Annotated in this window: 7 protein-coding genes; 6 read left to right on the top strand and 1 reads right to left on the bottom strand. The window is 62.7% G+C overall.

What is annotated here, in order from left to right:
* Nucleotides 1-13: 13 nt before the first annotated feature.
* A complete protein-coding gene (locus RI103_RS35500; protein WP_310818737.1) occupies nt 14-1,141 on the bottom strand; it encodes a sugar ABC transporter substrate-binding protein in 1,128 nt (375 codons plus the stop codon).
* 560 nt (nt 1,142-1,701) lie between these two features.
* Here RI103_RS35500 and RI103_RS35495 point away from each other — a divergent pair.
* From RI103_RS35495 to RI103_RS35470, 6 genes are all read left to right on the top strand, one after another.
* Nucleotides 1,702-3,381 (top strand): ATP-binding cassette domain-containing protein, encoded by a 1,680-nt coding sequence (locus tag RI103_RS35495; RefSeq protein WP_310818736.1) that lies wholly within the window; start codon nt 1,702-1,704, stop codon nt 3,379-3,381.
* Nucleotides 3,382-4,443: 1,062 nt separating this feature from the next.
* Entirely contained in the window at nt 4,444-6,840 is a 2,397-nt protein-coding gene (locus RI103_RS35490; RefSeq protein WP_310818735.1) for a phosphoketolase family protein, read from the top strand.
* Between the two features lie 90 nt (nt 6,841-6,930).
* Nucleotides 6,931-9,483: a phosphoenolpyruvate--protein phosphotransferase gene (gene ptsP / locus RI103_RS35485; protein ID WP_310818734.1), complete on the top strand. Its 2,553-nt coding sequence runs from the start codon at nt 6,931-6,933 to the stop codon at nt 9,481-9,483.
* 22 nt (nt 9,484-9,505) lie between these two features.
* Nucleotides 9,506-11,335, top strand: a complete 1,830-nt coding sequence (gene ptsG / locus RI103_RS35480) for a PTS glucose transporter subunit IIBC (protein WP_310818733.1) — start codon at nt 9,506-9,508, stop codon at nt 11,333-11,335.
* 17 nt (nt 11,336-11,352) lie between these two features.
* Nucleotides 11,353-13,851 (top strand): glycogen/starch/alpha-glucan phosphorylase, encoded by a 2,499-nt coding sequence (locus RI103_RS35475; RefSeq protein ID WP_310818732.1) that lies wholly within the window; start codon nt 11,353-11,355, stop codon nt 13,849-13,851.
* Nucleotides 13,838-15,928, top strand: a complete 2,091-nt coding sequence (locus RI103_RS35470; RefSeq protein WP_310818731.1) for an isoamylase — start codon at nt 13,838-13,840, stop codon at nt 15,926-15,928. The genes RI103_RS35475 and RI103_RS35470 overlap by 14 nt, the downstream gene beginning before the upstream one ends.
* Nucleotides 15,929-15,989 lie beyond the last annotated feature (61 nt).

Here is a 15,989-nt window from a genome sequence, read left to right as displayed (position 1 = left end):
GGCCATCATCCGGTCACTGGTTGCCCTGGTTCTGCTTCATGATTTCCTGCGCAGAGAAATTGATGCCGCATGTCGGAAACGAGTTGCCGACGAAAAAGTTGTCGGAGTCGTTCGGAAAATAGTTGACGCCCGACTTCAGCATCGAATCGTCGGTGACGTCGAGCGGCAGCTTGATCGCCACGGGAATCGTCTGGCCATCCAGTGCAGCGAGTGCCGTCTTGATCGCCACGGCCACCTGCGCGGGCCCGGTGCCCGCCGACGTGCACTTCAGGCCCTGGCTCCCATACTGCGCGCAGAACTTGCGAAAGCCGTTCTCCGTCTCGCCGCCGAAAGGCACGAACGGGTGTTTCGCATCGATCATCGCGCGCACGACGCCCGTGTCGCCGCCTTGCGCCGATATGCCATCGAAATGACCCTGCACGGCAATCGCGTCGGCAGCGACCTTTTGCGCGACCCCGTCGTCCCACTTGCCGTAGACCTGGACGACGTTCCACTTCTTGCCGGTGTCGTCCAGCGTTTTCGTGAAACCATTGTGCCGGTCCGTGTCGACCGACGTGCCCGCCACCCCGCGAACTTCGAGCACCTTGCCTCCGTTCGGCAGGTGGCCCGCGAGCCATTTGGCCCACAGCGCGCCGAGCCCATACTGGTCGACGTTGACGTTGATCGCGTCTGTGCTGTCGAGCGTGTTGTCGAAAGCGACCAGCACCACACCGGCGTTCTTCGCGCGGCGGATCGCGGGGCCGAATGAGGAGGGATTCTGCGCGTTCACGATGACGGCGTCATAGCCGGCATCGATGAAGTTGTTGACGGCCGAGATCTGCGCCGGAACGTCCTCGCCGGTCGAGACGACCTTGAATTCCTTGAGCTTGGCGGCAACGGCCGGTTGCGCGGTGTAGGCCTTGGCCGTCCTGATCATCTGGATACGCCAGGTGTTCGCGATATAGCCGTTCACGAGTGCGATCCGGTAAGGTGCGTTCTTCTTCGGATACTTGATGAACTTCGTGTCGCTCTTCCAGGGGACCATGCAGGCGGGATCGCCGGACGGCCCTGAAACGATCGAAGCCTGCGCGAAAGCCCCGCTTGCGCAGAGCGCCAATGCGGCGCTCGCCGCCGCTCGAAGCACGTGGATTTCTGAAAGCATGTTGCCTCCTTTTGTTCGATTGGACGTACCGATTGCCTGCGCACATGGCTGGTCGCGGACTGCCGGCACGGTGTGCGTGAAGCACGGAACCTTGCGGAGTTGCTATAGCGGGACTGGATCGGACTTGCAGAAGGAGCTTTTCAACGGCGCCTCCTCGAAGCGAAAAGAAGGGCATGCGTATACGCGTTCCCGTCTGACAGTACTGGCATACCAATCCACGCGCGATAGTGGTTTACCAGTGAATCCAGCGCACCGGGCGACCGGGCTGAAACCCTTGGTGGATAAGGACTGGGCTGCCGTGAACGGAGGCGGCGCTGCACGGGTCCAACGGTCGCTCCAGAGAGCGTTCGCCGAGCTGGTGCTATCGGCCAGGAGCCGTCACTCACCGTCTGTTCGCTGGCCCCGCAGCCGGAACGCCCGATGCGCCAGCGCCCCCGCCTCGCTTTGTGGTCGGTGGGCGCCGCAAAGCGCAAGCGCTTCTTCACTCGTGCGACCAGAAAAGAGACAGCCCTGTACGTCCGGTCAGCTATCATGCCTATCCCCCTCCGAAGTAGCTCCTTATGATTTCCGTCCGTAATGTCACGCTGCGCCGTGGCGTCAATGTCGTACTCGACCGCGCGTCCGTCACCTTCACCCCCGGCGAAAAGATTGGCCTTGTCGGCCGCAATGGCGCCGGCAAGTCATCCTTCTTCGGCCTTCTCAACGGTACTTTGCACGAAGACGGCGGTGAATTCTCAATTCCCGCTGCATGGAAGATGGGCCAGGTCGCGCAGGACATGCCGGAGACCGAGCAGAGTGCCACCGACTTCGTAATCGAGGGCGACACCGTACTGCTGGTCGCGCAGGCCGAAGTAGCCGCCGCTGAGGCCAGCGACGATGGCATGCGCATGGCGCACGCCTACATGGCCCTGCACGACGCCGGTGCACATGACGCCCCCGCGCGTGCCCAAGCGCTGATCCTGGGCCTCGGCTTCAGTGCTGCGCAGCTTAGCCAGCCGGTCAACAGTTTCTCCGGCGGCTGGCGCATGCGACTGCAACTGGCGCGCGCGCTCATGTGCCCATCCGACTTGCTGTTGCTCGACGAGCCGACCAATCACCTCGACCTCGACGCGCTGGTCTGGCTGGAAGCGTGGCTCAAGCGCTATCAAGGAACCTTGGTAGTGATCAGCCACGATCGCGAATTCCTCGACGAGGTGACGCAGGTGACGGTGCACGTCGACAACGCCAAGCTCGTGCGCTATGGCGGCAACTACAGCAAGTTCGAAGACATGCGCGCTGAGCAACTGTTGTTGCAGCAGGCCGCGATGGCCAGGCAGGCGGACAAGATCGCGCACCTGCAGCAATTCATTGACCGTTTCAAAGCCAAGGCCTCGAAGGCGAAGCAGGCGCAGAGCCGGGTCAAGGCGCTCGAACGCATGGAGAAGATCGCACCAGTGCTTGCGGACGCGGAGTTTAACTTTGAGTTCAAGGAGCCGCTCAACGTCCCGAACCCGCTGTTGTCGATGCTGGACGCGAGCTTCGGCTACGCGGCGCCGACCGGCGTACCGCCGGGCACGCCGCCGACGGTCATCGTGCGGGGCATCAACCGATCCGTGCTGGCCGGGCAGCGCATCGGCATTCTCGGTGCCAACGGCCAAGGCAAGTCCACTCTGGTGAAGACGGTGGCGCGCGAGCTGGCGCCGATCGCCGGCGAAATCAGCGAAGGCAAGGGCCTGAACATCGGCTACTTCGCACAACAGGAACTCGACGTGCTGCGTCCCCTCGACACGCCGATGGAACACATGATCCGCCTTGCCAAGGACACGCCGGCGCACATGCGTGCCCCCGGCCAGAGTGGCACCGAACAATCGCTTCGCACCTTCCTGGGCACCTTCAACTTCAGTGGCGACATGGTCCATCAGGCGGTCAGCACGATGAGCGGCGGCGAAAAGGCGCGGCTCGTGTTGTGCATGATCGTGTGGCAGCGCCCCAATCTGCTGCTGCTCGACGAGCCTACCAACCACCTCGACCTGGCCACACGCGAAGCGCTAGGCATGGCACTCAACGAATTCGAAGGCACAGTGATGCTGGTCAGTCACGACCGGTCCCTGCTGCGCGCGGTCTGTGACGAGTTCTGGCTCGTCACCAAGGGTGGCGTCGAGCCCTTCGACGGCGATCTGGACGATTACCAGCAGTTCCTGCGCGACGAAGCCCGTCGCATGCGCGAGCAGGCTGCCGGGGAGCAGAAGGTCATCGCCTGAGTTAACCCCTGGCAGCTCCAGTTTGGAAGCTTCCATAGCGCTCGCATCGAGTCGAAGGGCCGCTTAAGGTCGGGGGTGTGAGCGCACTGATGCAGGATGCTGCCACCGGATGAGCGCAACGCGTACTGCCGCAGTCAAAACGGGCGGCACCGCCGGTCGCGAAAAGCGCGTCGAATGACAGCTTTTGAGGCTCATTCGCTTGACTGCGAACGAGCAGGCCGTCGCTAGTTTGATCATGTCGTCAAACCGAGCCCCGAGGGTTAAGAAAAACTCGGCGTTGAGCGCAGTGCCATAAAATATTTTCAGGTAGTTGGCTACAACCGGTTCCTGAAACCAATAATTTTCAATGGAGTGACTTTTGTACGTACTCGGGACGATAGGGCGGAGGCGATGTTATATGTGCGTCATCGCACATAGCTTTTGAAGCCTCGATTCCAAGCTGACGAGCATGCTCCAAATATTGTGTCGAACTCGTAACGAGCAGTTAAGTTCCTTTGGTTCAAGCCCGTGAGCGAGTCAGCAGGTTTCCATGCGTGAAGTCGAACTTCGTTGATTCTGTCCATTTCATTGATAGCGAGCCAGCAAAGGTGTATCGCCAGAAAAAGCACTCATCGGCTAACAAGGCGCGATTGCGAGCGGTCCAACGCTCATGACTTCGCAATTCGCGTGACGCGTGCGGTGATAAAGCGTGTCCGCTACTTCCATCGGCCTCGCATCGATGTACTGAAACGGACACGGTCGTAAAGCGCACAAGTCTCCGATTCATTTTGTGAACAAGTTGTCGTGACTTCGCTAAGCGGATAAGACAAAGATTAGAAGAATGCGTGTGCCAATCCTAAAGACCATGTTTTATCTGCGCCGGTGAATCCGCTCATTGCTTGCAATCTGCGCCCAGTAACATATGCTCCCTTCAGAAGCGTTTCAGGCTCTTTTCCCGGAGCCGCAATGCAAAAGACCACTCCCAGCCGCGATGTGGTCCGGCCCAAATGGCAGCGCCGACGCAGCGCGCCCAACGCTTCTCCGTTCACCTCGGTTGAGGCTGTATGGACAGGAGACGTCAGCATGAGCAACGATCGCGCGTCGGACGCGTCGTCCCACGCCACGCTATCCAGCGATGAACTTCGACGCATTGACGCCTGGTGGCGTGCCTGCAATTACCTCTCGGTCGGCATGATTTATCTCAGGGACAATCCGCTTTTGCGCGAACCCCTGAAAGTCGAACACGTGAAGCACCGCCTGCTCGGACACTGGGGCGCGAGCCCCGCGTTGTCGTTCGTCTGGGCACATCTGAATCGCGTGATCAAGCGCGACGATCTCGACGTGATCTTCATGGCCGGACCCGGACACGGCGCGCCGGGCGTGCTCGGCCCCGCTTATCTGGAAGGCACCTACTCGGAGGTGTACCCGGACAAGAGCGAAGACGCCGAGGGCATGCAGAAATTCTTCAAGCAGTTCTCGTTTCCGGGACATATCGGCTCGCACGTGACGCCCGAAACACCCGGGTCGATTCACGAAGGCGGTGAACTCGGCTACAGCCTCTCGCATGCTTATGGCGCCTCACTCGACAACCCCGATCTGATCGTGGCCTGCGTCGTTGGCGATGGCGAGGCCGAGACAGGTCCGCTTGCCACCGCCTGGCATTCGAACAAGTTCATCAATCCCGTGCGCGACGGCACCGTACTGCCGATCCTGAACCTGAACGGCTACAAGATCGCTAACCCGACGATCCTCTCGCGCATCAGCCATGAGGAGCTGGCGGCATTATTCGAGGGCTACGGTTATACGCCGTATTTCGTCGAGGGATCGGACCCGTCGGAGATGCATCAAAAGATGGCCAGCACGCTCGATACGGTCATCGGCGAAATCCGCACGATTCATGAAAGAGCACGCACAAACGGCAACGCCGAGCGCCCACGCTGGCCGATGATCGTCTTGCGCTCGCCGAAGGGCTGGACCGGACCCAAAGAAATCAAAGGTCATAAGGTCGAGGGCTCGTGGCGCTCGCATCAGGTGCCGTTTTCCGATGTGCGCGGCAACCCCGCAAATCTCGAACTGCTGGAAAGCTGGTTGCGCAGCTACAAGCCGGAAGAGCTTTTCGATGACAACGGCCGCTTGCTCTCCGACTTGCGCGAGCTTGCGCCGCAAGGCCCGAGCCGCATGAGCGCCAATCCGCATACCAACGGCGGCCTGTTGCGCCGCGAGTTGAAGCTGCCGGATTTTCGCGACTACGCGGTGGAAGTCGCGCATGCCGGCAAGGTGCTGCGCGAGAACACGCAGCCGCTCGGCCAGTTCCTGCGCGACACGATGCGTTGCAACATGAACACGTTCCGCGTCTTCGGTCCTGACGAGACCGCGTCCAACCGGCTGCAGTCGATCTACGAGGTCAGCAAGAAAGTGTGGATGGCCGACATGCTGCCCGAGGACGACGACGGCGGCGAACTCGCGCGCGACGGTCGCGTAATGGAGATGCTCTCGGAACACACGCTGATGGGCTGGCTCGAAGGCTATCTGCTGTCTGGGCGTCATGGTTTCTTTCACACTTACGAAGCGTTCGCGCACGTGGTGGACTCGATGTTCAACCAGCACGCGAAGTGGCTCGACGTGTGCAAGAACCATGTGCCGTGGCGCGCTTCGGTGGCCTCGGAGAACATCCTGCTTTCGTCGACGGTATGGCGCCAGGATCATAACGGCTTCTCGCACCAGGACCCCGGTTTCATCGACCTCGTGACCAACAAGAGCCCGTCGGTCACGCGTGTCTATTTACCGCCCGACGCCAACACGCTACTCGCCATCGCGGACCACTGCCTGCGCTCGACCGACTGCATCAATGTGATCGTCGCCGACAAGCAGAAGCATCTGCAATTCACGACCATCGACGAAGCGGTCGTGCATTGCGCAAAGGGCATGGGCGTATGGCGGCGCGCGAGCAACGACGAGGGTGAGGAACCGGACGTGGTGATGGCCTCGTGCGGCGACGTCGCCACGCAGGAATCGCTGGCGGCCACCGCCATACTGCGCGAGCGGCTGCCCGAGTTGAAACTGCGCTTCGTGAACGTGGTGGACCTCTTCAGGATGCAACCCAGGAGCGAGCACCCGCATGGCTCGACCGATCGCGAGTTCGACAGCCTCTTCACGGTGGACAAGCCCGTAATCTTCAATTTCCATGGCTACCCGTGGTTGATTCACAAACTCGCATATCGCTTTCGCAATCACGAGAATCTGCACGTTCGCGGCTACACCGAGAAGGGCAACATCAATACGCCGCTCGAACTCGCGATCCTCAACAAGGTGGACCGCTTCAACCTGGTGCTCGACGTGCTCGACCGCGTGCCGCGCTTGCAGGGCAGAACAGCGCATCTGCGCGAGGACATGAGGAATGCAATCATCCTCAACATGAACTACGCGCACGAGCACGGAACCGATAGCCCCGAGATTTCCGATTGGGTGTGGCCGTATTGACCGGTTCGTAGTCGGCGCCGTGCGTCGCTCGCTCGCACGGCTCGAATCGAACTCATTCAGGCGAGCGTCAAAGCGTGAGGAGTCGTCGAAATGAAAGCTCCTGAGCGTCCTCTGCGTATCGCGTTGCTCGCGCCAATTTCGGGCGTTATGGTGCCGCTGGATAGCGTGCCCGATCCGGTCTTCGCGCAGAAGATGGTTGGCGACGGTGTGTCGATCGATCCAACTTCGGACGAGTTGCTGGCGCCGCTTCCCGGCAAGGTCACGCAACTGCACAAGTCCAGCCACGCGGTGACGATCACCGGCGACAACGGGCTGCAAGTCCTGCTGCACATTGGACTCGACACCGTGCTGTTGCGCGGCGAGGGCTTCATGCCGTTGGTCAACGAAGGCGACACCGTCGCGGCTGGCACACCGCTGATCCGTTTCGACACGGTCGCGGTCGGCGCGAAGGCGAGCAGCCTGCTCACGGAGATGGTGATCGCCAACGGCGAACTCGTCACCCGCTATGTGCCCGCTAGAGGCCTCGTCAACGCGGGCATCGACACGGCCCTATATGTCGACCTGGTCGGCAGCGTCGCGGACAAGGAGACGGCGGCTGCGACCGGCGCAATCCTCTCCGGCGAAATCACGCTGCCGAATCCGGCGGGCCTGCATGCGCGGCCTGCCGCCGTCGTCGCTGTGGAAGCGAAGAAGTTCACCTCCGAGATCCGCCTGCTGCGCGGCAGCGACAACGTCAACGCGAAGTCGGTCGTCGCGATCATGGGGCTCGCCACCACGTTCGGAGACAAGTTGCGCGTCGAGGCCCGCGGACCCGACGCAGCGGAAGCGGCCAGCGTGCTTGCGCGACTGCTCGCCGACGGTTCTGGCGAAAAGCCCGGCGACGCACCCGCGCCTGGGGCAACTCCAGCGCCTCCCGTTTCAACCGCCGAGCCCATCGCGACCCGCGCCGCAGTCACCGACGCCGACGCTAACGAGTTCACCGGCGTCTGCGCTTCGCCGGGACTTGCCGTCGGCAACGTGGTGCAGTTCCGCCAGCAAGTGATCGACGTGAACGAAGCGGGCGAGTCGCCGCAACGCGAACGCGCGCAGCTCGAAGCGGCGCGGCACCAGGCGCGTCAGCAGATCGAAGCGCTGAAGGCGACGCTCGCCGATGCGTCGAAGGCGCAGATTCTGGCTGCGCATCTCGAACTGCTGGACGACCCCGACCTGAACGATATGGCAATTGGTAGCATCAGCGAAGGCAAGGGCGCGGGCTTTGCGTGGCGCGAGGCTTTCCAGAAGCAGGCGAGCACGCTCGAGAAGCTCGACAACCCGCTGCTGCGCGAACGTGCAGGCGATATCCGCGACGTCGGCCGGCGGGTGCTCGCGTTGCTCGCCGGCGTCAGGCAGGCGCAGATCGACGTGCCGCAGGACTCGATTCTGGTTGCAGAAGAACTGTCGCCGTCCGACACCACGTCGCTCGATCGCAGCAAAGTGCTCGGCTTCTGCACGACGACCGGCGGCGCGACGAGTCATGTTGCGATCCTCGCGCGTTCGCTCGGCATTCCCGCGATTTGCGGTATTGACGCGCGCACGCTGCAACTCGCCGACGGCACCCCCGTCGTGCTCGACGGCTCGCGCGGCCGCTTGCGGCGCAACCCGAGCGCCGACGAACTCGCGCAGGCGCGCGAACGGATCGGGCGCCAGGCCGCCAAACGCGAAGCCGAAAAGCTCGCGGCGAGCAAGCTCGCGATGACGGCCGATGGCCACCGGATCGAGGTCGTCGCGAACATCCGCAATGCGCAGGAAGCGCGCGACGCGGTGGCGGCCGGCGCCGAAGGCGTGGGCCTGTTGCGCTCCGAGTTCCTGTTCGATGCGCGCGACACCGCGCCATCTGAAGACGAGCAGGCCGCCGAATACTGTGCGGTAGCCGAAGCGCTCGGCCGCGAGCGTCCGCTCGTGGTCCGCACGCTCGACGTCGGCGGCGACAAACCGCTGTCGTATCTGCCGCTGCCGAAGGAAGACAATCCGTTTCTCGGTTTGCGCGGCGTGCGGGTGAGCCTGGCACGTCCCGACATTTTCCGCACGCAGTTGCGGGCGATCCTGCGTGCCGCGCCGCTTGGCAATCTGCATGTGATGTTCCCGATGATCGCTACGATCGAGGAAGTGAAGGCAGCGCGCAAAATCCTGCTCGAAGAAGCTGGCGACCACGCGGCGAGCGTCAAGGTCGGCGTGATGATCGAAGTGCCTGCTGCGGCGCTGATCGCCGAGCCACTCGCGCGCGAAGTCGACTTCTTCTCGATCGGCACGAACGACCTGACGCAATACACGCTCGCGATGGACCGTGGTCATCCGCAACTCGCGAAACAGGCCGATGCGCTTCACCCTGCGGTACTGCGTTTGATCGGCATGACGGTCGAGGGCGCGCACCGGCACGGCAAATGGGTCGGCATTTGCGGCGGTATCGCGTCGGATGCGATGGCCGTGCCCGTGCTCGCGGGCCTCGGTATCGACGAGTTGTCGGTCAGCATTCCCGCTATCGGTTCGGTCAAGGCCCAGCTTGCGCGGCTGACGATGGCCGAGGCCAGCAAGCTCGCCGCCGACGTGCTGCGTTTGGGCACCGCCGCGGAAGTCCGCGCGCATCTTTCCCGTTTTGCCGACTGAGCGGATCAAGAGGAGACCTGCCATGTTTTCGCATGCGTTCGGAGTCTTGCAGAAAGTCGGCAAGTCGCTGATGCTGCCGGTCGCGGTACTGCCGGTGGCCGGCCTGTTGCTCGGTCTCGGCGCGACGGACTTCCACGGTTACGTGCCGGCGGTCGTGCTCGCGCTGATGAAGAACTCAGGCGACGTGATCTTCGCGAACCTGCCGCTGATTTTCGCTATCGGTGTCGCGCTCGGCTTCACCGAGAACGACGGCGTCTCGGGTATCGCCGCGACGATCGGCTATCTGGTGATGACGGCGACGCTCGGCGTCATCGCGAAGGTCGAGGGCATCGAGCCCGACATGATCATGGGCATCCCGTCGATCCAGACCGGCGTGTTCGGCGGCATCCTGGCCGGCGGCCTCGCGGCGTGGATGTTCAACCGCTACTACCGGATCACGTTGCCGTCCTATCTCGGTTTCTTCGCGGGCAAGCGCTTCGTGCCGATCGTAACGGCGATTGGCGCAATCGTGCTCGGCGGCATCCTGTCCTTCATATGGCCGCCGATCGGCAGCGGCATCAAGGCGTTCTCGCACTGGGCGGCGGTGTCCGACCCGCGCACCGCAGCCACTGTGTACGGTTTCGTCGAGCGTCTGCTGATTCCGTTCGGCCTGCATCACATCTGGAACGTACCGTTCTTCTTCGAAATGGGCAGCTACCTCGATCCGACGACCGGCAAGACGGTGCACGGCGACATCACCCGTTTCTTTGCGGGCGATCCGAGCGCGGGCATCCTCGCGGGCGCGTTCCTGTTCAAGATGTTCGGTCTGCCTGCGGCGGCGATTGCGATCTGGCACTGCGCGAACCCGGAGAAGAAAGTGGCCGTCGGCGGCATGATGATTTCGGCCGCGCTGACGTCGTTCCTGACCGGCATCACCGAGCCGATCGAATTCGCGTTTCTGTTCGTCGCGCCGGTCCTTTACTTCATCCATGCCTGCCTCGCGGCGTCGGCGCAGTTCGTCGCGAACACGCTGGGCATGCGCATGGGCTTCACGTTCTCGCAAGGCGGGATCGACTTCCTGATGTTTAACCTGGTCGGCAACAAGGGCACGCACGCCTGGTACGTCTTCATTCTCGGCCCAATTTACGCGGTGATCTATTACAGTGTGTTCCGCTTCATCATCACGCGCTTTAACCTGAAGACGCCCGGCCGTGAGGACGACACGGTCGAGACCGCGCCGCTCGCCACGAGTGGATCGGGCGGACGTCCGCGCGAGCTGGTGCTTGCGTTCGGCGGACGCTCGAACATCACCAGTCTCGACGCGTGCATTACGCGTCTGCGCATATCCGTGAAAGACCCCTCGCGCATCGACGAAGCAAAGCTGAAGGCACTCGGCGCAGCGGGCGTGATGCGCGTCGGCAATGGCGTGCAGGCGATCTTCGGGCCGCTGTCGGAGAACCTGAAAACCGACATGCAGGAGTATCTGAAGACAGCAGGCAGCGACGCTGACCTCGCCCCGGCTGGCACGCCCGTCGCATCGGACGAACCAGTGGCTGGCGCGGGCGCTACGGCTGCTGCGGTGCTGGCAGGTTCAGCGCAAAGCTCGGCGCAGGAAATCGCGCGTGCGGAAAAGATTCGCACGGCGCTCGGCGGGGCGGGCAACATCATCAAGCTCGACGCGCTCGCGGCCACGCGCTTGCGCGTCGAACTATCCGACGTATCGCGGATCGATGCGGCCGCGCTGAAGGCCGTCGGCGTGCCCGCGACGCAAACATTGAAGAACGGCGCAATCGATCTGCTGGTCGGACTCGGCGCGGAGAACCTCGCTGGCGCGATCCTATGGGAGCCGGCGGCGCATCCAGCCCCGGCGTGAAATCGAGGGCAGAAACCATGAACGATGTTTCCATGGCAGACGCGGCTTCGAACGCGAAAGCCGCGGCGCTCGATGTGACCGGCTACGCGTTCCAGCACGACGTGGTGAGGAATCTGATCTGCCGGGAGGGGCGCTATCCGGACATTGCGGGCCCGCACGACTGGTACATGGCGCTCGCCTTTAGCGTACGTGATCGCATGCTCGCGTGCTGGGCCGGATCGACGAAAGTCTATGCGGCGAAGGACGTCAAGGTTGCCTGCTATCTGTCGGCGGAGTTCCTGATAGGTCCCCAGCTCGGCAATAACCTGCTCAATCTCGGTATGCAAGACGAAGCGCGCGAAGCCATGCATGCGCTCGGCCAGGATCTCGACGTGCTGCTCGCGATCGAGGAAGAGCCCGGTCTCGGCAACGGCGGACTTGGACGCCTTGCCGCGTGCTACATGGATTCGCTTTCGACGTTGGAAATACCGGCGATCGGTTACGGCATCCACTACGAGTTCGGCATCTTCGATCAGGAGATTCGCGACGGCTGGCAGGTGGAGGTGACCGACAAATGGCTGCAGAACGGCAATCCATGGGAAATCGTGCGGCCGGATGTGAGTCACTACGTCGGCTTCGGCGGATACACGCAGCACCAAACCGACGACGCGGGCCGTCTGCGCGTAAGCTGGGTACCGGCGCGGCAAGTGAAGGGCGTCGCATGCGATCTGCCGGTGCAGGGTTATCGCCTCGGTACCTGTAATACCCTGCGCCTATGGAAGAGCGAGGCGGTCGAGTCTTTCGACTTTCAGGACTTCAACGCCGGCGAGTACTACGAAGCCGTTCAGGAGAAGGTGATATCGGAGACGTTATCGAAAGTACTTTATCCGAACGACGAACCGGAAGCGGGCAAGCGCCTGCGGCTCGCGCAGCAGTACTTTTTTGTGTCGTGCTCGCTTCAGGACATGTTGCGCCTTCTGCATCTGAAGAACACGCGGATCGAAAACTTCGCGGACCTGTTCGCCGCGCAACTGAACGATACGCATCCGTCGATCGCGGTGGCCGAGTTGATGCGTCTTCTGCTGGACGTGCACGGACTCACGTGGGAAGCCGCGTGGGACATCACGCAGCGCACCTTCGCGTATACCAATCACACGCTGCTGCCTGAAGCGCTTGAAACATGGGGTCTGCCGCTCTTCCGGAGCCTGCTGCCGCGCCCGCTCGAAATCATCTACGAAATCAACCGCCGTTTTCTCGACGACGTGCGGCGCTCGTTTCCCGGCGACGACGCGCGCCTGACGCGCATGTCGCTGATCGACGAACGCGGTGACAAGAAAGTGCGCATGGCGCATCTCGCGACGGTAGGCAGCCATGCGGTCAACGGCGTCGCCGCCTTGCATTCCGACCTGCTGCGCGAGACCGTGCTGCGCGATTTCGCGCAGATGTTTCCGCAGCGCTTTCTCAACGTGACGAACGGTGTGACGCCGCGCCGCTTCCTGATGTTGAGCAACCCTGGCCTCGCGGGTCTTCTCGATCAAACGATCGGCGTCAACTGGCGCACCGATCTCACGCAGCTCGACAAGCTCGCCGCGTACGCAGACGATGCCGGTTTTCAGGAAGCGTGGGGCGCGATCCGGCGTGACAACAAGGCGGCGCTTGCGGCGCGGATTGCGAACGCAACGGGCATCGACGTCGATTCGAACGCGCTGTTCGACATTCAGGTCAAGCGCATTCACGAATACAAACGCCAGCATCTGAACGCGCTGTACATCATCAGTCTGTATCACCGGCTATGCCGCAATCCCGCGCTCGACATCGCGCCGCGTTGCTTCATCTTTGGCGGCAAGGCCGCGCCGGGCTACGCGATGGCCAAGCTGATGATCCGCCTCGTCACCGGCATCGCGGCGGTCGTCAACCATGATCCGGTGATCGACGGCCGGCTGAAAGTGGTCTTCTATCCGGACTTCAATGTGAAAAACGGGCACTGGGTCTATCCCGCCGCGGACCTGTCCGAGCAGATTTCGACAGCGGGCAAGGAAGCATCCGGCACCGGCAACATGAAGTTCATGATGAACGGCGCGGTGACAATCGGCACGCTCGACGGCGCCAACGTGGAGATCCGCGAAGAAGCGGGCGCCGACAACTTCTTCCTGTTCGGCCTGACGGCGCAGCAGGTCGACGAGGTCAAGCGCAACGGCTATCGCCCGTCCGACTACGTGCAGTCCAACGACGACTTGCGCGAAGCGTTCGCACAGATCGCGCAGGGCCGCTTCTCGCGCGGCAACCCAGACGTTTTCCGACCACTGCTCGACAATCTGCTGCACGCGGACCCCTTCCTCGTGCTGGCCGATTTCGCGGATTACGTTGCGTGTCAGGACCGCGTGAGCGACGCATGGCGCGACGCGCGGCGGTGGACGCGAATGTCGATCATGAACACGGCGCGCTCGGGCAAGTTCTCGTCGGATCGTGCGATCGGCGAGTATTGCGAGCGCATCTGGAACGCGCGTGCGGTGAGGATCGACCTTGCTCAGCCCTAACGTCGAAAGCAGGCGCAGTTATCAGGCTCGGCCCGGCTCTCGCTTTCCGCTCGGCGCGTCGGTGGTGCCGGGCGGCGTCAATTTCTGCATTTTTTGCCGGCACGCGACTCACCTCGAACTGCTGCTTTACGCTTCGACGGATAGCAGCGAGCCGTTTCAGATCATCGGACTCATGCCCGAAAGGAACCGCACGTTCTATTTCTGGCATGTGTTGATCGAAGATCTTCCGGTGCCGTGCTGCTACACATGGCGCGCCTACGGCCATCATGGCGTGCCGCAGCTCGACGACGAAGCCAGCAGCCGTCACGAGTTGCTCGATCCCGCCGCGCGCGCGGTCAGCGACCGCCGCTGGCATCGCCGGCCCGCTACCGGTGGACACGAGCCCGGGCATGCGTCCTTTAGAGCCATCGTCACCGAACCGCTGGACGAACGCGAAGATGTGGCCGTGCGCACGCTCGACGACGCGATTATCTACGAACTGCATGTCGGCGGCTTCACGCGTGATCCATCGAGCGGCGTTCGACATCCCGGCACGTTCGCGGGGCTGATCGAGAAGATCCCTTATCTGAAGGAGCTGGGCGTCACGCACGTCGAGCTGCTTCCGGTGATGGCCTTCGATGAGCAGGACGTGCCTGCATCGGTCGCCGCCAAAGGGCTCGTCAATTACTGGGGCTATAGCACGCACAGCTTCTACAGCCCGCATCCGCGCTATTGCGTCGAGCCTGAGCAGGCACCGCAGGAGTTCCGTACGTTGATAGACGCGATGCACGCTGCCGGCCTCCGCGTGCTGCTCGACGTGGTGTTCAATCACACTGCGGAAGCAGGCCTGAGCGGGCCGGTGATCAATTTCAAGGTACTCGCCAACGAAGTCTTCTATCACGTCGATCCGGCGGACGGCGGGCGTTATCTCGACTACACCGGCTGCGGCAATACGGTCAACTGCAATCATCCGCTGGTGTCGGCGTTCGTCCTCCATTGCCTCGAGTACTGGGTGCAGGAACTCGGAGTGGACGGCTTTCGCTTTGATCTGGCGAGCGTCTTCACGCGCGGCGAAGGCGGCGCGTTGCTGCGCACGCCGCCGTTGCCGTGGGCGATGGAGGCGTCGCCGGTGCTCGCGCGCGTGCCGCTGATCGCGGAGGCGTGGGATGCGGCAGGCCTGTATCACGTCGGTGCGTTTCCGGGCATGGCGTGGGCCGAATGGAACGGCCGCTACCGCGATGTGATCCGGCGCTTCGTGCGCGGCGATCCGGGACTGATCGGCCTGATGTGCACGTGCCTCGCGGGAAGCGCGGATCTCTATGAAGCGGACGGCAGACTGCCCGTGAACAGCATCAACTTCGTGACCTGCCACGACGGCTTCACGTTGCGCGATCTCGTCAGCTACGACGCGAAGCGCAATGAGGTGAACGGCGACGACAACCGCGATGGCAGCAACGATAACCTGTCGTGGAACTGCGGCGCCGAAGGCGACACGGATGATCCGTCTACCGCGGGCCTGCGTTTGCGGCAGGCCCGCAACTTCATCGCGATCCTGCTGCTAAGCCAGGGCGTGCCGATGCTCCTCGCCGGCGACGAAATCCTCCGTAGCCAGCGCGGCAACAACAACGCGTACTGCCAGGACAACGCGCTGTCATGGATGGACTGGCGTTTCTCCGATGACGCGCTCGACATGCTGCGTTTCGTGCGCGAGATGACCGCGCTTCGCAGGCGTCACCCGAGCCTGCGCCGCCGCCGGTTCCTCACGGGCCGCGCTGAGGACGGGCAAATGCATCCCGACGTCGCCTGGCACGGCGAACGGCTCGGCGCTCCCGCATGGGGCGACCCCGGCGCCCGGCTGGTGGCGTTCACGCTCGCGGGACATGCGGCGCGCGCGCCCATGTTACACGTCGTCCTCAACATGAACGCGGACGCGCGCGATGCAGAGCTTCCCGCCCTCGACGAAGCGAACTGGCGGCGACTGGTCGATACGGCAGCGCAGCCGCCGGGAGACATTGTTTCGACTGTTGAAGCAGCCCGCATCGAACGCGGCACCTGCCGTGTTGAAGCGCGCAGCGTCGTGGTGCTCGAATCGCGATGAATGTAAGCAATCGGGCTAGACGGTGTGCGGTAAAGCGACTTTAATGTTTAGGTACTGCAGG

Origin of the sequence: Paraburkholderia sp. FT54 (assembly GCF_031585635.1) — a bacterium.
GTDB lineage: Bacteria > Pseudomonadota > Gammaproteobacteria > Burkholderiales > Burkholderiaceae > Paraburkholderia.
The sequence above is the reverse complement of the archived record's forward strand: the minus strand, read 5'-3'. Positions and strand labels throughout refer to the sequence as shown.

What these genes read in the sequence shown, in the direction of transcription:
- ptsG (WP_310818733.1), top strand. Translation starts at nt 9,506, where the DNA reads ATGTTTTCGCATGCGTTCGGAGTCTTGCAGAAAGTCGGCAAGTCGCTG.
- RI103_RS35500 (WP_310818737.1), bottom strand. Translation starts at nt 1,141, where the DNA reads ATGCTTTCAGAAATCCACGTGCTTCGAGCGGCGGCGAGCGCCGCATTG.
- RI103_RS35475 (WP_310818732.1), top strand. Translation starts at nt 11,353, where the DNA reads ATGAACGATGTTTCCATGGCAGACGCGGCTTCGAACGCGAAAGCCGCG.
- RI103_RS35490 (WP_310818735.1), top strand. Translation starts at nt 4,444, where the DNA reads ATGAGCAACGATCGCGCGTCGGACGCGTCGTCCCACGCCACGCTATCC.
- ptsP (WP_310818734.1), top strand. Translation starts at nt 6,931, where the DNA reads ATGAAAGCTCCTGAGCGTCCTCTGCGTATCGCGTTGCTCGCGCCAATT.
- RI103_RS35495 (WP_310818736.1), top strand. Translation starts at nt 1,702, where the DNA reads ATGATTTCCGTCCGTAATGTCACGCTGCGCCGTGGCGTCAATGTCGTA.